Genomic DNA, 18,309 nt, shown 5'->3' on the forward strand with positions numbered 1-18,309 from the left:
TCCCGTCAGCAGGTGGGTCGGCGTCGGTCCGCCCGGGAGGCGGATACCAGGATCTCGCCCACCGACGCGCATTGGTCGTCCGTCCAGCGGGGGTCGATGTCGATCTGAACGTGCCGGGACAGCAGGTCCAGCGAACGGTCGGCTCCGGGGCCCGCCTGGAGCTGATGAGCGTAGCGTTCCCAGCCGGGCAGACAGTGCAGGTCCAGCGTGCCGGGCGTATAGAGCGGTTGGGCTGCGGCGCCGGTGTCGGTCAGTGCGTCCGACAGTCGGTGGGCCGCCTCGTCGCTCGGGGTGCGGACGACGAGGTGGGTGTCGATCGCGCCGCTTGGGTCGTGCCGGGCTCGCAGGGGCAGGCCGGCCTCCGCGGCCCGCTCGGACAGGACGGCGTGGTGGTGGTGCAGCCGGGCCATGATGCTCGGCAGCCTGCGCAGTTGGACACGGGCCACCGCTGCCAGGATCTCGGAGTACCGCAGGTTCAAGCCGGGCAGTGCGGCCGGCCAGTCCGCTCGGCCGCGATAGCGCAGGCGACGCCAGTTCTCCGAGCAGTCCTGGTAGGCGAAGACGCGTTCGGCGAGGCGGGCGTCGGTGGTCGTCACGGCACCGCCCTCTCCGGAGGTGATGACCTTCCTGGATTGCAGGCTGTACGTCCCGAGGTCGCCTATGGTGCCCAGAGGTCGTCCCCGGTAGCTTCCGCCGAGGGCTTGGGCGACGTCCTCCACCAGGGGGATACCGCGGCCGCTGGCCACCTCGGTGAGTGCGTCCATGTGGGCGGGTGCGCCGCGCATGTGCACTGCGACGACGGCGGCGGTGCGAGGGGTGCAGGCGCGTGCAACGTCGGCCGGGTCGGCGGTGAGTCCGTCGTCCAGACCGACCGCCACCAGGTGGGCCCCCAGTGCGGCCACGACGGCGGGAATGGCCACGAATCCGTAGCAGGGGGCGATGACTTCGGACCCGGGGCCGACTCCGGCGGCGGCCAGTGCGCACAGCAGGGCGGCCGTCCCGGAGGACACGGCTGTGACGTGCGGCGCCTGAAGGTAGGCGCCCAACTCCGCTTCCCATGCCTCTATCTCGCTGGGCGGCGGTTCCTGGTCGTCCTGCCCGTAGTAACGGGATGTTCTGCGGCCGCGCAGGACCCGCACTACGGCCTCCTCCTCGTTGTCGTCGAAGAGGCCGGCCCCGATCGAGGCCGACGGCTTGGGGAGGGGCGGGGGCGGCGGGTACTGCGTCGGGCCGGTCGGATGGCTGTTGGTCACCTCGGTCATGGTCCTCACTCCATTCCTTCCGGTGGGCGGTGCGCGGCGGCTCCACGTGCCGGGGTGTCACGGCCGCACTCCGCCACGACGCGGTCGGCCAGGTCGTCGATCGTGACGTCGGCGCCCAGCAGTTCGGCGTCGAGTTCGATGTCGATTCCCAGCCGCTGTTCGACGCTGAGCAGGACTTCCGTCCTGCGCATCGACTCGACGCCGAGGTCCAGGGAAAGGTCGGTGTTGCCGTTGAGCGTGCGGTCGGCCAGGTGCGGGAGGGTCTCCCGCAGGGCCGCCGTGATCGCCTCGACCACGCTCTGCCGGGTCAGTCCCGCGCGATCCATGTCGCCTCCCTCCGGCCGCTCCGGGCCTCGGCCGTGCCGGACTCCAGGAGTTGACGACGGTCCCGCAGGAAGGCCGTGACGGCGGCGTCCAGGCCCAAGCGTGGTGCGCAGCCAAGCCGCTGGGCCCGCGTGACGTCCAGCGCTCCCCGGGACGGGACGTACCCCGTCGACCGCCAGGTGGACGGCAGGAGTTCCAGCCGGGCACCGGTGTGGGCGGCGATGGTCCGGCCGAGGTCCTCGTTGGTCCGGGCCTCGCCGTAAGCGAGGTTGAACACGTCGGGCGGGTCGGCGTGCTCGGCGGCGGCCGCGAAGCCGTGGGCGGCGTCGGAGACGTAGGTGAAGTCCGAGACGAAGTCCGGCTCGGCGACCCTGACGAGCCCTTCGTGCAGGGCATTCTCGATCGCGACGCATCCGAACCGAGCGCGGGGGTCGCCGGGGCCGAGCACGGCGGAAGGCCGCACGGCGACGTGCTCGAATCCGTCCACCGAGGCGGCTTCGGCCAGAAGACCTTCCGCCTGCGTCTTGGTCCGGCCGTAGACGTCGACTGGGGACAGCGGGGCGGTCTCGGGGGTGGGGCTCACGGTGAAGTGGCCGTAGGCATAGCTCGACGAGGCGAGCACGACGCGTCGAGCTCCTCCTCGCCCTTCGGAGAGATACCTCGCGAAGGCGTCGACCTGGACCTCCTGTGCCTCCGCCGGTGCCTGTCGGGACTCGGACGCGAGGAGCGCCGCCAGCCACACCACCACCTCCGGCTGGAACGCGTGTGCTGCGCGGCGCATGGCGGTGGTGTCGCGTACGTCGATCTCCAGGACGTCCACGCCCGCCAGGCGCGCATCGCAAGCTCGTTCAGCGAGATCCCGGCAGGGACCGGGCGCCATGCTGCGTAGCGCCCGGAAGGAGTCGCTGACCAGCACCTCATGGTGCCGGCGCAATCGCTGTGCGAGGTGACTGCCGATCAGTCCCGCTCCGCCGACGATCCAGACGTGCATTAGGCCGCCTCCTTCACAGCGCGTTTGACTTCCTCGCCGATACGGCCCACGTCGGACGGGCCGAGCCCAGCGTGCAGGGGCAAGGAGAGCACGGTGCGTGCCGCCTCGTCCGTGACGGGCAGGGACACAGGCGGCAGGTCCGCGAAGCAGGGCTGGCGGTGCAAGGGCACGGCGTAGTGCACGGCGGTGGGGATGCCGGCGTGCTCCAGTGCTGTGCGGACGGTGTCCCTGGCCGTGTGCGGGAGCCTGATGGTTGCCTTGGACGGTGACGCGTGTGCCCACTGGTCCGGGACGACCGGGGATATCAGCGGGTCGTCCGCGAAGACAGCCGCATAGCGTTCGGCGATCCGGCGCCGTGCTGTGTTCTCGCGGTCCAGCCGACCGAGGCGGTGGCGCAGGAACGCGGCATCGAGCGCGCCCATCATGGCGTTCCTGCCGAGGTGTTCGTGTCGGAAGCTCGCGGCTGCACCGTTGTGGCGCAGGGCGCGCAGTGTGTCCGCCAGCGCGGCGTCGTCGAGGGCGATCACACCTCCCTCGGCCGGTCCGCTGAGCTGCTTGGTGGGCCCGCAGCTGAAGCAGGCGGCCACTCCTCGGGTGCCCACCGGGCCGCTGCGCGTCCTGGCCCCGACTGCCTGGGCGCAGTCCTCCACCATGACGATGTGGAACTCCTCGGCCAGGCGGGCCAGTTCGTCGACGGGAGCGGGGAGCCCGTACAGGTGCACCGGCAGGATTGCCACGGTGCGGGGAGTGATCGCGTCGGTCACTGCCGCGGGGTCCAGCTGGAGGTCGGCTGGGCGCACGTCGACGAACCGGGGGGTCAGCCCGGCCCGGATGACCGCTGCCGCAGTGGCCTGGAACGTTAAGGCGGGGGTGATGACTTCCCCGCCTGGCGGCAGCGCAAGCGCCTCGAAGGTGAGAGCGAGTGCCTCGGACCCGGAGGACACCGCCACCGCGTGGTCACGGCCCAGCCAGTCTGCGAACTCCCGCTCGAACGTGCTGACCTGGGGGTTACCGTGGGAGAGCCACTGCTCCGAGTCCAGGACGTCCACCAGGCAGCGCAGCCATTCCTCGCGGTGTTCCTTCTCGTGTTCCCAGCCGTAGAAGCTTACGGCTGGCGTTGTGTCACGGTCTGGCTCAGCCATGGAAGATCACCTCATCGAGAGACGCCACCATGCGTTCACCGACGTGTTCGTCCCACAGCGGGATCCGGGGCGGGGTGCCGTGCGGCTGTGCCGCCAAGATGCGGTCGACCAGATCGGGCTCGGTCAGCGCGACCAGCGTGTTGGTCCCGACCTCCACGCTGGCTCGCCGGGCGGTGGCGGGGGCGAAGGTGAAGCAGGGGATGTTGTGGACGGTGGTCTCGTCCTGGAGCCCGTCCGAGTCGGTGAGCACCGCGTGGGCATGGCGTACCAGGCAGGCCATGTCGCGGAAACTGAGTGGGTTTACGAAGCGCACCCGTTCCATGTCCTGTGAGTCGACGTGCCTGTCCAGCGTCCGCTTGGTCCTCGGGTGCAGGGGGAACACGACGTCGACGCGGGCGCTCATCTTCCTGAGCACGGTGGTCAGCGCCGCCACTCCGTCGGGGTCGAGCACCGCCGATTCCTTGTGGGCGGTGACGACAACGTATCGACCGGGTACAAGGTCGAGTTCGGCGAGCCGTTCCTCGCCACCACTACGGCCGTACAGGAGGGCGGAGCAGGCCATGAGGCTTCCGACGGTGCGTACGGAGGCGCTCGGGATGCGCTCGGCGACGAGGTTGAGCCCGCTCCACCGGCACGGTGCGAGGTGCAGGCGGGCAAGCCGGGTGATCTGCCGACGGTTCAGTTCCTCGATGCTGTTGTCCCCGGAACGCAGTCCGGCCTCCGCGTGCACCACCGGTATGCCGAGCTGAGCGCCTGCCATCGCCGCCGCGATGGTGGAGTTGACATCGCCGAAGACCACCATGGCCATGGGCCCGGCGCTCAGCAGGGGCTTCTCCATGCGCTGCAGGACCGTGCCGACCTGGGTGGCGTGGCTGCCGGAGCCGACGCCGAGGTTGTGGTCGACGGGGTCCAGCCCGAGTTCGCGCTGCAGGTTTCCGGACAGGTCGGCGTCGTAGTGCTGTCCGGTGTGCACCAGTGTGTTGACGATGTCCGTGCGGCGGCGCAGCGCCCTGAGGAAGGGACCCGCCTTGACGATATTGGGGCGGGTGCCCATCACGGTGACCAGTTGCTTGTTCACAAGCCTTCCTCCACGTCGGTGTCGCGGGAGCAGCGGGCGAGCAGCAGGCGGGGCACACCGGAGAGGTCGGCGAGCAGCTCGGCGCTACGGAAGCCGGCTAGGGCGGCCGCGTGCAGTTCCTCCGCGTGGGTTTCGGGGACCTCGGCGAGGCACATGCCATCGGCGGTCACCTTGCCCGGGGCTGCGGTGTAGAAGCGGCGGAGTGTCTCTATTCCCGTGGTGCCGCCGCCGAAGACGGCCTCGGTGGGTTCCCGCAGCGTCTCCGGGGGTGGTGCGCTGACCTCCGCGGCAGGTAGGTAGGGGAGGTTGACGGTCATCAGGTGCACCCGTTGCGGAAGGGGGTCGACGAGATCGCCCTGCAACCACTGCACCGGCGCCTGAAGCCCCAGCGAGGCAGCGTTCGAGCGCGCCACGTCGAGGGCGTCGTGGCTGCAGTCCAGGCCGTAGGCCCGGATCCGACCGGTGTGCTCGCGCCCGGCGGTGAGCATGTACAGCAGCACTGCGCCGCTACCGGTCCCGACATCGGCCACCCGCACGAGGTCCTGCCCTGTCAGCAGTTTGCCGAGTTCCTCGGCGGCGAGCGCCGCCAGGGTCTCGGTCTTCCTGCGCGGTACCAGGACCCGTTCGTCGATGCTCAGTCTGAGGCCGCGGAAATCCATCGCGCCGAGGACGTAGGCCAGGGGTTCGCCGTCCGTTCGGCGGGCGCACAGTCGGTGGCCGACGGCGACTTGGTCCTCGGGAACCTCGTCCAGCCAGCGGATGGCGCCGCTGCGCGTGCCGAGCGCGGCGGCCACGAGCGCGGCGGCGTCCTCGTCGGGCTGCGGTGTGCGCGCCGCTTTCAGTCGGTCGCGCAACACCAGCCACAGGCGCAGCGCGGTGGACGTGGCAGTCATGGTTCCTCCTCGGGCATCGGTCTGTGCGGTGCGGTGCCGGTCTACGGTGTGCTCAGGCACCGGTGCCGACGGGGACGCTCAGTTCTCGCACCCGTGCCTCGACGCCGAATCCCAGGAGCTCGTAGAACTGGCGCAGCCTGTGGTTGTCGGCCGCGACCTTCAGATGGCAGCGGGGCACGCCATCGGCGCGGAGCCGGTCCATGAGGGCGGCGTACACGGCGGTGAGCGCGGACAGGCTCGACGTGTCGCGGGCTGTGCGGGCGACGATCAGGCCGCGCAGGAATGCGAAGGGTTCGCTGAGGCCGTCCTTCTCGATGTGCAGGCGGGCGGTCGCCACGACGTGTTCTCCGTCCGGGGTGACGACGTAGGCGTTCTCGGCGAGCCACAGGGGGTGTTCGGCGGTAAGCCGCCTGCTCGTCTCGTCATCGATGGGTGCCGCGAAGCTCTCGTCGTTCCACAGCCGGAACGCGGCCGGGATCAGGTGCGGGACCTGTGCCAGGCTCACGGCTCGTTCTGCCGGGCCCGGGTCGTGCACCTCGCGCACCATGCCGTACCAGTCGAAGTCCGTCTTCCAGGGCAGGGCGTCGGCCCGCTCCGTCAGGTGCCGTGTCCCAGCCTCGGTTTCCATGACGACCATGCGGGTCCCGTCCGGTTCGGCGCGGAGGGTTGCGGCGAGTGCGGTGACGTCATCGTGCCAGCGGTGGTGTCGGCCGGGCAGTGGGATCAGCGGCTTGCGGCGGGGGTTTCCGGTCTCGTCCTCGGCCAGGGCGAGCACGCTCCTCGTCTCCCCGACGACTTCCTGGGTGTGCAGCCAGCTGGGCGGCGCCAGGTACGGCAGTTCGGGGTGGCTGAGATAGGTGCCCAGTGCGGCAGTGCGCGTCATGATGGGTGCACCTCGGCGCTGTCTCCGGCCAGGGCGAGCAGGGTGTCGGTCAGACCGCCGACGGTCATCATCCGGTCGAGGTCGGTGAGGCGGTCGATGCGGACCTCGAGGCCGTGCCGACGGGTGAGCTCGGTGAGGAGCTGGACCAGGTTCAGGGAGTCGAGTCCGAGGTCGTTCTGCACGTGGGCCTCGGGGCCGATCGCCTCGGGTTCCAGTCCGGTGAAGCCGGCCACCAGCGTCTGTATCTCGGCCAGCAGAGTCGTCCTGTCCACCTTCGTTCTCCTTGGTTGTCGGGTTCGTCGTCGTGGGCGTTCGTCGGCGGGTGGTATTCCCCCGCGAACCGTCATGGGTGCCAGACGAACTCGCGTCGTGCGATGACGTCGTACGCGTCCTTGTGGTACTGGCGCGCTATCTCGGAGCGGCGCATCTTGCCGCTGGAGGTCTTGCTGAGCGTGCCGCGGGGAACGAAGATGATCTCCGTGGGGCCAAGGCCGACCTCCTGGACGAGTGCGACCCGGAAGCGCCGCATGGCGTCCACGCCGATCTCGTGGGCGGGCACCGGCTCGGCGATCACCGCATAGCCACCCGATTTTCCCGGCACCGCCGCGCAGTTGCCGGGTCGCACCACGGCCACACCCTGGGCTGCGCGCTCGATGTCAGTCGCGTAGAGGTTACGTCCGGCCACCACGATGACCTCCTGCGAACGACCGGTCACGAAGATCTCGCCTGATGCGTCGACGTAGCCCAGGTCCGGGGTGCGCAGCCATTCGCCGACCTGCTGGGGGCCCTCGGTTGTCACGTACTCCGTGAGCAGGGACCGGGTGCGGATCCGCAGGTAGCCGATCCGGCCGTGCGTCCCGTCGCCCGTCCCCGGGGCTCCGTCCGCTCCGGCCGGCTCGGGCGCGACCTCCACCTCCACGCCGTCCAGCGGCCGGCCCAGACCGACGAAACGATGTCCCGTGCCGGAGGGTTCGGGCAGCCAGCGGTTGCGGCCGAGCGCGGCGGAGTCGACGTCGGCCGCGGACCAGACCTCGCCCGGGGCCACAGCGGAAACACCGACACCGACCTCTGCCATGCCGTACGCGGGGCACAGCGCCCGTTCGTCCAGTCCGGCTGCCTGGGCGGCCTCGGCGAAGCGCTCCAGGGTGCCGGCGGAGATGGGCTCGCTGCCCACTACCAGCCGCCGCAGAGGGCGCAGGTCGAGCGGGGCGCCACCGTCGGCGAGCCGTGCGGCGACCAGGTCCAGCGCGAAGTTCGGTACGAGGGTGTAGTCGGCGCCGTGGTCAGAGCAGTCCCGCAGCCAGGACAAAGGATCGTGCCGGAATGCCTCCGGGGTGCTGAGCACGATGTCCCCCGCCCCGGCCCGGCTCCGTCCGGCGGCCGCCCAGGAGGTGAGCAGGGCACCGATCAGGCCCATGTCGTGGGAGAGCGGCAGCCAGGAGCAGCAGCGCACGCCTTCGTCCAGGGCGAACCGGCCGATGACCGCCTCGACGTTGGCGGCGAGTGCCGTCGCGGAGATACGTATGCCCTTGGGGGCACCAGTGCTTCCGGACGTGAACTGGATCAGCGCTCCCGGGCGGGAGCGGCGTAGGGGTGGGCCGCCCTCGCGCGCCGCCGCGAACGGTGCGAAGCGGAGGGCGGGATGCGACGGGAGCGGGAGTTCGGCCCCGTCCGCGGTGAGGACAAGTGTCAGGTCGAGGCGACGGACGATGGCCTCGATCATGGCGAGGTATCCGGGCAAGTTCGGGTTGCGTCCGGGGAGGGGCAGGGACACCAGGTCCACTCCGGCCAGCCAGGCGCCCACCACGACCGGGACGGTGTCGGGGGTCAGCGTGAGGAACATGCCGACGGCCTTTCCCGCCGGTGTCCGGGCGCCGATCCAGCGGGCGCAGTCCTCCGCCCGCCGCCACACCTCGTCACCAGTGACGGGCTTCTGGTCCGGGCCGAAGCGTAGGGTGGCTCGGCTGTGGGAGCCGTCCGACAGCAGATCGAGAAGGTGGGTCACGTCACGGTCCCTCGTGATAGCGGCGGTACAGGACGTGCTCGTCGACAATGGGCACCAGATGGGCACCGAGCGAGAGCTTGAACTTCGTCAGCCCGTTGAGGACCGCCCGGCCGGTCTCGTCGGAGTGGATCCCTCCGAGGTCGCAGTGCGTGCAGCCGCGGTCGCGCAGCCAGCGCAGGCTTTCCCAGAACAGCACCGCTCCGTAGGGCTCGGAGCCGGTGGTCGGCGCGCGCGACACCCAGCCGAGCCGGCCCGCGGTCAGGAGCAGGGCGGCAGAGCGGAGTTCGTCGCCGACGGTGAGGAACAGGTAGGTTCCTGTCCCTGTCCGCCGGAACCAGGCGCCGAGTTTCTCCAGGTAGGCGTTCGGGAGGGAGCGGTATCCATTGCGATGGGCGAAGTCCGCGTAGCAGCCGGCGAAACGCCTGGCCGCCGCTTCGTCCGCCCGCGCGCTGACCCGGACCCCGGCTCGGTCCGCCTTCTTCAGGGTGTAGCGGGTGCCGTGCGACATCCGCGCGGCCATCGCCTCGTCCGATCCCAGCGCCACGGTCGCCGTCATGCGGTGGAACTGGGTTCCCACGGGCCGCCATCCGGCCTCGCGGAGCACATGCTCGGCGGTCCGGACCGCCGGTGTGCCCTCCGCGTAGGGTCCGATGCGCACCTCGTGTTCCGGAAAGCTGGTGCGGATGTCCTTGGTGGCGGTCCGCAGGGCGGTCTCGTCCGCGTACGCGGGTCCGCGGGTGCACGTGAGGACGGGGCCTCCGGCACTGTGTGTCACCAGGCCCGCGAGGTGGTAGCCGGCTCCGCTGAGGAAGACCTGTTCGTAGCCGGCCCCCGCCTTCGCCGCGGTCCAGCCGGCTCGCTGGAAGGGGGTGTGGACAGGGTAGCGGCCCAGCTCCCGGTCCCAGTCGGCCTCAGCCTGCGGGTCTTTCAGCGGCGTGGGTGTGCGGGACGGTACAGCGCTCATCGCGCCCCCACGGTGTCGTGCGCCGGTGGCCGGGCGGGCGGTGGCGGATCGCCGAGCAGGTCCCGTGCGGTCGTCATGGCCGCCAGCAGCCGTCGATCGGCGTCGGCCACGTCGGCCAACGACGAGGCGACGTCGGGTTCCGTCATGCCGTCGCGCCGGGCGGACCGGGCGAGCGACCGTCCGACTACCGCCCATGCCGTGGCGGATTCCTCCACTCGGTGGCACAGCGCGGGGCTGAGCGCCTGCGGGTGGAGATACCGGTGGCGGTGGACGAAGTGGAGGAACAGCCGACGGTTGCCCACCACGTACTTGTCGATGCACGAGGGCAGGTGCCAGCGCAGCGCCAGCCGTAGGAGCTTGCTGTCGAGCATCGCCGCCGCGTGCGCGGAGGCGAAGGACTTCAGGAGTTCCACGGCTGCCACCCCGTGTTCCATACCGGGCACCTGCGGAACGCGACCGCCAAGGTTGCGACAGGAAAGGCTCAGCAGTGCGTGGAGGTCGACGTCGTGCCGGTCACCGTCCACGACGGCCGCCTCGCCGATGTCGTACGCGAGCACCTGCACCCCCCGCCGCGCGGTGTCCGTGAGGTCGTCCCAACGCACCCGGTGCTCCCGTGGTACGGGATCGATACTGGTCGGCTGCCGGTCGGCGAGCAGCACCGCACGCCCGTCGCAGCCGAGGGCCATCATCGTGTGGTAGTCGGCCGGCAGAAGATCGGTGCCGGACAGCCAGGGCACGCGCCAGCGGTGGGCGTGCAGGATCGGCACGTGTCCTCGCTCGATCTCCTCGCGGACGCGCCCGCGCAAGTCATCCACGGTCCACGCGGCGTGCCATTGAGCTCGCACGGAGCCGAAGAACTCCGGGACGGTGAGCCACTGTTCGCCCGGCGATGCCAGCCAGGGGCGGAAGGCCCGGTCGATGGAGAAGACTGTACCGACTGGCTGGACGAGCTGGTCGGTGGCCGCCGCGACGCCGTGGCCCCACAGTACGTCGCGCAGGCAGTGGTGCAGGCAATTCAGCCGTGCAGCGGGAAAGTCGTCGGCTGCGCCGGGCGACGCGCCGTCGTCCGTCCCCGTCACCGGGCCGGACGGCGGGGCACCGGCGGGTGCTCCGGTCCCGCCGCCGAGCACGGCCGTACGGCTCCAGCCTTCCGGAACGTGCCACGGGGAGGCATCGTCGCTCCGGGCGGGTGTCGGGAGGTTCACGACGGTTCCTCCTCCCGGCCCTCGAGAGCGGCGGCTATCCGCAGTCGCTGCAGCTTGCCGCTGGTGGTCTTGGGCAGCCAGTCCCGGGCGACGAACCGCACGTCTGACACGGGAACTCCGCCAGTCCTGGCAGTGCGCAGCAGCGCGCGGCGTTCGCGGTCGCCCGCCTGCTCGTCCTCGATCACCACGACCATGCGGCCGGCAGCGGTGTCGGTCACGCCGACCGCGGCGACCCGGCCGTGCTTCGCGTATCCCTCACGGACGACGAACTCCTCCACGGCGGAGGGCAGAAAGTCCTCCCCGCCGACCCGGATCACCTCGCGTCCACGCCCGGCGAAGACCAGTTCGCCGTCGGCCATGAAGCCCAGGTCCCCCGTGTCGACCACAGTGTCCGCGGACACGGGTCCCGGTCGCCCGTACGGGCCCGCGCAGCGCGTGGCGGAGCGGACCTTCACCTCGCCGATCACGTGCTCGCCGACCCGTCGGCCGTCCCGCTCGATCCATACATCGTGTTGCGGGATTGGAGCGCCCACCGACACCGTGGGGCTGCCACCTGGCAATGCCGCGAGCCCAGGCCCTCGTGCCCCGTCGGGCAGGGGCACCGTGCGCCAGCGGCGTCCTGCCGGGGCGCAGGTCACCATGAGCGTCGCATCCGACATGCCGTAACAGGGCCGAATCACGTCAACCGGTGCGTTCGGCAGCGTCTCCTCGAAGGCCCTCAACACCGGCGCCCGCAGGACGTCGGCACCGACCGGGACCGTCCGTAGTGGCGGGCGGGTGCCGCTCGTCGCGAGGGCCTTGGCTGTGACATGCATGCCGGCGGGGATGACGGGGAAGTAGGTGACGCCGGTCTCCGCCATGCGGTTCACCCAAGCTCGCGGTGACCGCATGAACTCGGCCGGGCTCCACAGGACGAGGGGTCGCCTGAGGTGGAGTGCCAGCAGCGCTCCGCCGATCAGGCCCATGTCGTGCGAGAGGGGAAGCCAGGAGCCGACAATGTCCGTGTCGCCGACCGAGAAGGTCGAGGCGAGCAGGCGGAGCTGGAGCCCCAGCGAACGATGCGGGATGCGCAGGGGACGCGGCGGGCCGCAACTGCCGGAACTGAACTGAAGGTACGCGGTCTGTGCCGGGTCGGTAGGGTCGCTCACCGGGGTGGTCGGGCGGGGCAGATCTTGCCACTGCCCGCCGGTGTGGACGCGGTGGGCGCCGACCGACTCTGCCACAGTGAGGACACGATTCCGTACGGAGGACTGCGACTCTCCTGGGCGGCTGGGGCTGACCACTAGGGGCAAGGCTCCGGCGAGTGCCGCGGCGAGGAAACCGGTGAGCACGTTCTCGGGCAGATCGTCGAGAACCAGGACCGGCCGGCCTGTCAGGTCACTCGCGAGGGCCGCCTGCTTGCGTGCCTCGGCCACCAGGGCGCGGGCATCGAGAGGTGCCCCGGAGGTCCGGTGCACGGGCAGGGGCGCGGTCAGTCCCTCGATGCGTGCGCACAGGTCGGCCAGGGCGGAGGCCTGGTCCGGTTCCTGTGGCGGTGTCGCAGGGGTGTGGCGGTGCGTCTCGTAGCGCACCTGCTGTTGTCCGGTCGTCATGGCGTTGTCCACGTCAGCTCCTTGGGCGTTTGCGACGGGGCGGTGCGGGACGGGCGGGTGCAGGGCTACCAGGTGACGATCAGCCGGGTCAGGCCGCGGGTGGCCAGGCCCCTGGTCCAGCGGACGGACGCGTCGCCTGCGGCCAGGCGCAGTTCGGGGAACCGCCCGAGGGCGCGTCCGATTGCCGTTGACACCTGGAGCCGGGCCAGATGTGCCCCGAGGCATCGGTGCGCCCCGTGGCCGAACGTCAGGTGTGGTGGTCGTGTCTCCAGACTGGCGACCGGGTCGGGAAAGACGGTGGGGTCTGTGTTGGCGTTGGCGAGGGAGACCACGGCGGCCTCGCCGGCCCTCACCGTGACCGGTCCGAGCGGGACGTCCTGGAGCGCGACGCGGGGGAAGCTCAGGGGCGTGGCCGGCACCAGGCGCAGGTACTCGTCCACTGCGGCGGGCGTCCACGCGCTCCGGGATCGGAGTGTGCGCCGGTGGTCGTGGTCGGTCAGCAGCGCGAGGGCGGTCAGGCCGATCTGGCCGACGGTCGTCTCGTAGCCCGCCATGAGCAGGGCGAGTCCGAGATTAACCAGTTCGTGTTCGGACAGGGCTCCCTCGCTGTCCCTGGTCCGGATCAGCGTCGACATGAGGCTGTCATCGGGGCATCGTCGTTTGCGCTCGATGAGCGTCGTCATGTAATAGACGAGCATGAGCCGCTGTCGCGTCTTCTCGGCGGATGGCCTGGCGGTGATGTCGAACAGGACGCCCACCGACGATCTGAACTGATCCCGGTCCTCGTCTGGAATGCCCAGCAGCCTGCACAGGACCGCCAGTGGTAGCGGAGCCGCCACGTGAGCGACGAAGTCGGCGGGCGGGCCCTGGGTGGCGAGGCCGTCGAGCAGTTCGTCGGTCAACCGCTCGACGAGAGGCCTGAGTGCCTCCGCGCAGCGGGTGGTGAATGCTCCGGCCACGATCCTGCGGATTCTCGCGTGTTCGGGACCGTCCATGCTGGTCATCGCGCTTGGCGCCGGGGCGGTGTCGGACAGCCGGGGTGCGCCGCGCGCCACGGCCGCCGCCCGGCTGAGTCGCGGGTCGCTGAGCACCGTTCTGCCGAGCGCGTACGAGGTGACGAGCCACAGCTGGTCACCGGTGGGGGTGGTGACCCGGCGGACGGGGGCGCCCTCCTCCCCAGGCGCGTCGGTCAGTTCGGGAAAGGTGCATAACTCGGCTGTGATAGCTGCCCTGTTCGTGCTGAGGCCAGGCATGAGCACTCTCCAAAGGACGCCTGCGCCGCGAGGCGAGGTCGACGAGTGGGAGGGCGGAAGGCGCACGGGGCGGTTCTGCCGGCGTCTCCGGTCGTGAGGAAGACAGGTCGGGCCTGTCGCGATCGGCTGCCCTCGGTCAGGGGCAGTCGTTGGCGATGACTGGCTCAGGAGCCTAGGACAGCGGATAAGGAGCGTCAATGCATCAGCTACAGCTGATGGATGGCCTCGCCTCAGCAGTGTCTGACATTCGCCTTGTCGTGACTGGATAAGTCCCTCTGCTCTGTGGGCATGCAGGGGCGCGGAAGGCTTTGAGATACGACGCGCAGCGACGGACCCAGGAGGCGATCGTGCCCGCGGCGACGGGCGCACCGAACGAGCACGGTGGCGGTACGGGCCTTGAACAGGAACTGGGCGCGTATCAGATACACGCCCACCGCGGTGATCCGCCGGCTGGTACGCAATCGCGGTGCACTTACCCTGTGAGGGGCGGCGGCCCTGATCTGCTTCTCGCACGCGCACCGCAGCCAGAGCAACGGGGCTCGGTGCTCTCAAGGCCAACCGGCTCGGGCAGGTCGAAAACCTGGCGCCACTCGTCACGATCGACCGCGGCGTCGTCCAGGTCCGCGCCGCAACCACCGCAGGTGCCTTCGGGATGGTGGAGCACCGCGTGGTCGGGGGTCCGCTGTCGCAGCGTTGTACCGAGTTGCCCCTCCGGCCGTCCCGGTCTCCGGCCCGAGCGGGGGCGCACGACTTCGGTGACGGCTTCGCGGGCCCGTCCGAGGAGGGCGGCCTCGAGGAGTTCTTCAAGGTCTGAGCCAGTCGGGCCTCCAGCCCCACGTCCCGCGTCCGCGACGCCGGGCCTTCGCCACGGCCAGCTCGTCGCGTAGCCCGGCTACGCGCACGGAGCTCGTCGTACGAAGCGAGCGATCTATCGCAGACACAGGCCACAGACAACAAACCGAACACCAAGATCAAACCCGACGGCGGAGATCTATCCAGCGCCTTGTCAACGTGGGCGGATGCCGGTATCCATAAGGGAATGATTCCGTCCGGTCGAGCAGATGACCCAGCCCAGGTAGCCGCTGATCGCCTCCAGTGAGGAACCGCATGATGGGTAAGGTCGCTTCAGCCCCCGACAACGACGGTAGGCGTCCTGCGCTGCTCACCTTGAGCGAACGTCTCAACGAGCTGATCGCGTCGGTGTACCCCGACGAGAGAACCCGGCCGGGGTACGCGCGACTGGCCAAAGAGATCCGCGAGAAGACGGGCGGAGGAATCTCCGGTACGTACCTGTGGGAGCTGGCCACCGGCCGGAAGAGTAATGTGACGATTCGTCAGCTCGAGGCACTGGCACGATACTTCGGCGTTCCGCCAGAGTACTTCTTCAACGAAGAGGTATCCCGTCGCGTCAGTGCGGAACTGGCCTTGGCCTCCGCCCTGCGCGACGCCCGTATCCGCAATATCGCGCTGCGCGCTAACGGGCTGTCGCCCACCATTCTGAACGCCATCCTCGCCATGGTGAACGAGGCCCGGCGGGTGCAGAATCTCCCGGACCTCACGAATCGGCATGGCCACCAGCCCAATTCTCGGGAACCTGAGGATTGACGATGGCTCTGCCGCCGCCTCTCCGAACTGCGGTGGCGGCCCCCTCGCATTTGCACCCGTTGCGAGAGCAGGGGAACCCCCAGGCCGCCGCGTGGCTCCTCAGCGACCGCTCCTCCTACGCCACCGGCACGGTCCTTCGACTGGACGGCAGCATGCGAGTGCCTGGATCGAAATCGGCGTCAGTCAGGTGGATGCAGGAGGCCATTGGTATCGCGCGGATGCTCTCGGGCAGGCGCTGCGCGAGCGCTGGGGCCAGGCCCGCGGAGACTGGCTCGACGGCATCAGCGACACCGCGCTGCAGCAGCGGCTCGCCGCCGCCCAGACGGCCATCGACACCCTCAACCAGAAACTTGCCGACACGACGGGTTCCGCGGTACGCGCCCGGGCGGCGGGACTTGCCCGGCAAGCCGAGGCAGCCGACACCGACCGCCTCACCGACCGTATCGCCGCCGCGGACGCGGCCCGCAAGAACGCCGAGCGGGCCGAACACGAAGCGCATCTCCTCCACCGCCAGGCCCTGGAGGCCCACCGGAAGGCTGCCGAACAGCTGGACGAACTTGCTCCCGGGGCACAGCAGGTCTCCTTCCCCAGCCTCCAGGCCGCTCAGGAGGAGCTACAGGCAGAGGAGCATCGTCTGGAGGAGGACCGGGCACTGGCCCAGGTGCGGCGCCTGGACGCTGAGCGCACGCACCGCACCGCCGACCTTGCGGCCGCTCAGGCCGCGCAGCTTCGGCAGTCGGCGGGCAGTCTCGGCACGGCCGCCGACCGCCAGCCGCCCGGCCACAGCGACGGCAGCCCGGAGCTGGGCGTGGACGCGCTGCTCCTGGAACGGCACGGGCTGTCCGCCGTGACCGCCCGGTCCCTGCAGCCGCAGGACGCCGAGCGGGTCAAGGACGCCATCACCGGTGAGGTTCTCCAGGCCGTTAGCGCCCACGACGGCGCCAGAACCGCCCTGCGCAAGTACATGCAGCAGGTGGAACGGCTGTCCCTGCAGCCGGAGTACGCAGCGGTCGTCGACGGCCGGCTGCGCGAACGCCTGCAGCAGGATCTTGCCCTGCCCGCACGGCTGACCTCCCTCCTGGAAGACATCGAGGAACGCGAACGAGAGGTCCGCGCGCTGCTCGCCGAGTCCGACGAGGACCACGCCCGGGTCGTCGACGCCTGCGCGAGCATGGTCGAAGCCGTCCTCGACAGCGCGGAGGAAGCCGCGCGCCGCTCCCGCCTCCCGGGCAACCTGGGCAGCTGGTCCGCCCAGCGGTTCCTGACGCTGGAGCTGCGCCAGCGCGCCCGCGGGGACGAGCTCGCGCGCCGGCTGTCCGCCGAAGTCGACCGGCTCATCGCCTCGCTGCCGGCCGGCGCCGCAGGCCGGGCCAGCGCCCTGCCCGATGCGATGCCGCTGGCCAAACGACTGGTTCTGGCCGCGCTGGGCGGCCACGGCAACATCATCGCGAGGATCATCAAGCCGACGCAGAGCCTGGATGTCGTCGAACGCGAATCCGTCACCGAGATCCAGAAGTTCAGCGGCGGCGAACTCCTGACCGTCTCCGTTCTGCTGTACTGCACGCTCGCCCGGATGCGTGCCGCCCAGCGCGACCGCCGCGTCCCCGGCGGCGTGGGTACGCTCGTCTTGGACAACCCTTTCGGGAAGGCCAACTACGGGCCCTTCGTCGATCTCCAGCGCCGTGTCGCCGGCGCCCACGGCATCCAGCTCGTCTACACCACCGGGTCCAACGACCGCCCGGCGCTGGACCGGTTCCCTCTCATCATCCGCCTGCGCAACGGCATGGATCTACGCACGAAGCGCCGCTACGTGCAGGTCCTCGAGCGCTACGGTGACGCCGTCGCGGACGGCGTCACCCGCGCCCAGGACGACGGCATCGCCGCCGCCCGCCTCCTGCGACGCCGTGTTCTTCCCCCTGACACCGGTCAGGTCCCCGAGAGTCCCGGGCAGGACGCCGGATGAGCACCGCCGACCGCATGGCCGCCCACCTGGCCCTGCAGCCCCGCCGGCACGTCGACTTCGACGTGCTGGCGGGCGCCGCCGAGGCGGGCGACTCCAGCCTGCCCGCCTCACCACGGCGCCGCCGCGTCCTCGCCGAGGCGGCCCAAGCCCTCCAACGACGCGGCCTGGCCCAGCTACCCAAGGGCAGCGCAGGCTGGGACTACAGCGCCCACCCGCCGCTGCCCCGGTGGGTCAAGCGCTCGCAGCCCGCCCGCCCCTCCCGGCCCCGGCCAGTGCCCCGGGCATTCGTGGAACAGCTGTCCTTCGCCACCGCCCTGAACCTGAGCGCCGCCGACCACGCACTCCTCGGCCCCGTCAACGCCCTGCTGCGCGACGAACCCGATGCCGAGATCGTCCCGCTCGCCGACCGCTCCTACCAGCTGTACGGCGACGAGAAACACCTCAAGGACATCGACCGCCACCACCTCGTGGCCAAAGGACTCCTCGACGTGGCCGCGCACCTGCGGGCGCGGCCCACCCCCGCCCCGCTGGCCATGTTCGAACTCGGGCCCGCCCCCTGGATGCTCATCGTCGAGAACACCGCCGCGTTCACCAGCCTGCGGGAGATCCTCGGCGCCTGGCCCGACCTCGACCAGGTGGGCTGGCTCGGCTTCGGCTCCGGCGACCAACTCACCGCCTCCATCCCCACCGCCCTGCCCTCCTTCCGCGAACGCGACCACCCCGTCGACACCCTGCTGATGTACGCGGACCTCGACCTCGACGGCCTGCACTGCGCCCAGCAGACCAGCCACCGCGCACAGGCCATCGGCCTCCCCCCGCTGCTGCCCGCCACCGGCCTCTACCAGGCCCTCCTCACCGGCCGGCCACGCTCCCACCCACCCGCCACCGACGACGAAGCACGCACCGCAGCTGCCTGGCTCCCGCCTCACATCGCATTGCGCGTCGCGCAACTGCTGGCCGACGGCCTGGTACTGCGGCAAGAAGCCCTCCCCCTGCCCCGCCTCCGCACCCTGCTCACCCCGGATGCGCCCCTGCTGCCCCGGCTACGCGACGGCACCCCGCGCCAAGGACCAGCCGACCAACGACACCGTGAGCTCCACCCCGATCAGCCGTCATGAGAAGCCCGGCCACGGGGGCGTGTACGGAACC

Annotated in this window: 16 protein-coding genes and 2 pseudogenes; 4 read left to right on the forward strand and 14 right to left on the reverse strand. The window is 70.6% G+C overall.

Annotated features, from left to right (window positions below; translation table 11 throughout):
• Nucleotides 1-5: 5 nt before the first annotated feature.
• From ABD385_RS29280 to ABD385_RS41400, 14 genes and pseudogenes are all read right to left on the reverse strand, one after another.
• Nucleotides 6-1,262 (reverse strand): DegT/DnrJ/EryC1/StrS family aminotransferase, encoded by a 1,257-nt coding sequence (locus tag ABD385_RS29280; protein ID WP_344581729.1) that lies wholly within the window; start codon nucleotides 1,260-1,262, stop codon nucleotides 6-8.
• A gap of 5 nt (nucleotides 1,263-1,267) precedes the next feature.
• Complete coding sequence (locus tag ABD385_RS29285) at nucleotides 1,268-1,588, reverse strand: acyl carrier protein (protein ID WP_344581731.1); 321 nt, start codon at nucleotides 1,586-1,588, stop codon at nucleotides 1,268-1,270.
• Entirely contained in the window at nucleotides 1,570-2,577 is a 1,008-nt protein-coding gene (locus tag ABD385_RS29290; protein WP_344581733.1) for an NAD-dependent epimerase/dehydratase family protein, read from the reverse strand. The genes ABD385_RS29285 and ABD385_RS29290 overlap by 19 nt, the downstream gene beginning before the upstream one ends.
• Entirely contained in the window at nucleotides 2,577-3,719 is a 1,143-nt protein-coding gene (locus ABD385_RS29295; protein WP_344581734.1) for a DegT/DnrJ/EryC1/StrS family aminotransferase, read from the reverse strand. Before ABD385_RS29295 ends, ABD385_RS29290 begins: the two co-directional genes overlap by 1 nt.
• Nucleotides 3,712-4,797: a UDP-N-acetyl glucosamine 2-epimerase gene (locus ABD385_RS29300; protein ID WP_344581735.1), complete on the reverse strand. Its 1,086-nt coding sequence runs from the start codon at nucleotides 4,795-4,797 to the stop codon at nucleotides 3,712-3,714. The genes ABD385_RS29295 and ABD385_RS29300 overlap by 8 nt, the downstream gene beginning before the upstream one ends.
• Nucleotides 4,794-5,690 carry a N5-glutamine methyltransferase family protein gene (locus ABD385_RS29305; RefSeq protein WP_344581737.1) on the reverse strand — a complete coding sequence of 299 codons (897 nt, stop codon included), beginning with the start codon at nucleotides 5,688-5,690 and terminating at the stop codon, nucleotides 4,794-4,796. The genes ABD385_RS29300 and ABD385_RS29305 overlap by 4 nt, the downstream gene beginning before the upstream one ends.
• Before the next feature lie 52 nt (nucleotides 5,691-5,742).
• Nucleotides 5,743-6,573, reverse strand: coding sequence for a GNAT family N-acetyltransferase (locus tag ABD385_RS29310; protein ID WP_344581739.1), 831 nt, complete (start codon nucleotides 6,571-6,573; stop codon nucleotides 5,743-5,745).
• On the reverse strand, nucleotides 6,570-6,845 hold the full coding sequence (locus ABD385_RS29315) for an acyl carrier protein (protein WP_344581741.1): 276 nt from the start codon (nucleotides 6,843-6,845) through the stop codon (nucleotides 6,570-6,572). The genes ABD385_RS29310 and ABD385_RS29315 overlap by 4 nt, the downstream gene beginning before the upstream one ends.
• A gap of 71 nt (nucleotides 6,846-6,916) precedes the next feature.
• On the reverse strand, nucleotides 6,917-8,578 hold the full coding sequence (locus ABD385_RS29320) for an AMP-binding protein (protein WP_344581743.1): 1,662 nt from the start codon (nucleotides 8,576-8,578) through the stop codon (nucleotides 6,917-6,919).
• A gap of 1 nt (nucleotide 8,579) precedes the next feature.
• Nucleotides 8,580-9,542 (reverse strand): GNAT family N-acetyltransferase, encoded by a 963-nt coding sequence (locus tag ABD385_RS29325; RefSeq protein ID WP_344581745.1) that lies wholly within the window; start codon nucleotides 9,540-9,542, stop codon nucleotides 8,580-8,582.
• Entirely contained in the window at nucleotides 9,539-10,747 is a 1,209-nt protein-coding gene (locus ABD385_RS29330; protein ID WP_344581747.1) for a hypothetical protein, read from the reverse strand. Before ABD385_RS29330 ends, ABD385_RS29325 begins: the two co-directional genes overlap by 4 nt.
• Nucleotides 10,744-12,351 carry an AMP-binding protein gene (locus tag ABD385_RS29335; protein ID WP_344581749.1) on the reverse strand — a complete coding sequence of 536 codons (1,608 nt, stop codon included), beginning with the start codon at nucleotides 12,349-12,351 and terminating at the stop codon, nucleotides 10,744-10,746. The genes ABD385_RS29330 and ABD385_RS29335 overlap by 4 nt, the downstream gene beginning before the upstream one ends.
• 53 nt (nucleotides 12,352-12,404) lie before the next feature.
• Nucleotides 12,405-13,592, reverse strand: coding sequence for a cytochrome P450 (locus ABD385_RS29340; RefSeq protein ID WP_344581751.1), 1,188 nt, complete (start codon nucleotides 13,590-13,592; stop codon nucleotides 12,405-12,407).
• A gap of 741 nt (nucleotides 13,593-14,333) precedes the next feature.
• Nucleotides 14,334-14,558 (reverse strand): annotated as a pseudogene (locus tag ABD385_RS41400) (DUF6444 domain-containing protein); the annotation flags it as partial.
• A gap of 141 nt (nucleotides 14,559-14,699) precedes the next feature.
• Here ABD385_RS41400 and ABD385_RS29345 point away from each other — a divergent pair.
• From ABD385_RS29345 to ABD385_RS29355, 4 genes and pseudogenes are all read left to right on the forward strand, one after another.
• Nucleotides 14,700-15,197 carry a hypothetical protein gene (locus ABD385_RS29345; protein ID WP_344581753.1) on the forward strand — a complete coding sequence of 166 codons (498 nt, stop codon included), beginning with the start codon at nucleotides 14,700-14,702 and terminating at the stop codon, nucleotides 15,195-15,197.
• Nucleotides 15,198-15,277: 80 nt separating this feature from the next.
• A pseudogene (locus ABD385_RS41405) lies at nucleotides 15,278-15,355 on the forward strand (short-chain dehydrogenase); the annotation flags it as partial.
• A 29-nt stretch (nucleotides 15,356-15,384) separates the two neighbouring features.
• Nucleotides 15,385-17,160 carry a coiled-coil domain-containing protein gene (locus ABD385_RS29350; protein ID WP_344581826.1) on the forward strand — a complete coding sequence of 592 codons (1,776 nt, stop codon included), beginning with the start codon at nucleotides 15,385-15,387 and terminating at the stop codon, nucleotides 17,158-17,160.
• Nucleotides 17,157-18,278 (forward strand): hypothetical protein, encoded by a 1,122-nt coding sequence (locus ABD385_RS29355; protein WP_344581755.1) that lies wholly within the window; start codon nucleotides 17,157-17,159, stop codon nucleotides 18,276-18,278. Before ABD385_RS29350 ends, ABD385_RS29355 begins: the two co-directional genes overlap by 4 nt.
• Nucleotides 18,279-18,309 lie beyond the last annotated feature (31 nt).

Origin of the sequence: Streptomyces lunalinharesii (assembly GCF_039532155.1) — a bacterium.
GTDB lineage: Bacteria > Actinomycetota > Actinomycetes > Streptomycetales > Streptomycetaceae > Streptomyces > Streptomyces lunalinharesii.

What these genes read in the sequence shown, in the direction of transcription:
- ABD385_RS29345 (WP_344581753.1), top strand. Translation starts at nt 14,700, where the DNA reads ATGATGGGTAAGGTCGCTTCAGCCCCCGACAACGACGGTAGGCGTCCT.
- ABD385_RS29280 (WP_344581729.1), bottom strand. Translation starts at nt 1,262, where the DNA reads ATGACCGAGGTGACCAACAGCCATCCGACCGGCCCGACGCAGTACCCG.
- ABD385_RS29340 (WP_344581751.1), bottom strand. Translation starts at nt 13,592, where the DNA reads ATGCCTGGCCTCAGCACGAACAGGGCAGCTATCACAGCCGAGTTATGC.
- ABD385_RS29325 (WP_344581745.1), bottom strand. Translation starts at nt 9,542, where the DNA reads ATGAGCGCTGTACCGTCCCGCACACCCACGCCGCTGAAAGACCCGCAG.
- ABD385_RS29295 (WP_344581734.1), bottom strand. Translation starts at nt 3,719, where the DNA reads ATGGCTGAGCCAGACCGTGACACAACGCCAGCCGTAAGCTTCTACGGC.
- ABD385_RS29310 (WP_344581739.1), bottom strand. Translation starts at nt 6,573, where the DNA reads ATGACGCGCACTGCCGCACTGGGCACCTATCTCAGCCACCCCGAACTG.
- ABD385_RS29355 (WP_344581755.1), top strand. Translation starts at nt 17,157, where the DNA reads ATGAGCACCGCCGACCGCATGGCCGCCCACCTGGCCCTGCAGCCCCGC.
- ABD385_RS29305 (WP_344581737.1), bottom strand. Translation starts at nt 5,690, where the DNA reads ATGACTGCCACGTCCACCGCGCTGCGCCTGTGGCTGGTGTTGCGCGAC.
- ABD385_RS29290 (WP_344581733.1), bottom strand. Translation starts at nt 2,577, where the DNA reads ATGCACGTCTGGATCGTCGGCGGAGCGGGACTGATCGGCAGTCACCTC.
- ABD385_RS29285 (WP_344581731.1), bottom strand. Translation starts at nt 1,588, where the DNA reads ATGGATCGCGCGGGACTGACCCGGCAGAGCGTGGTCGAGGCGATCACG.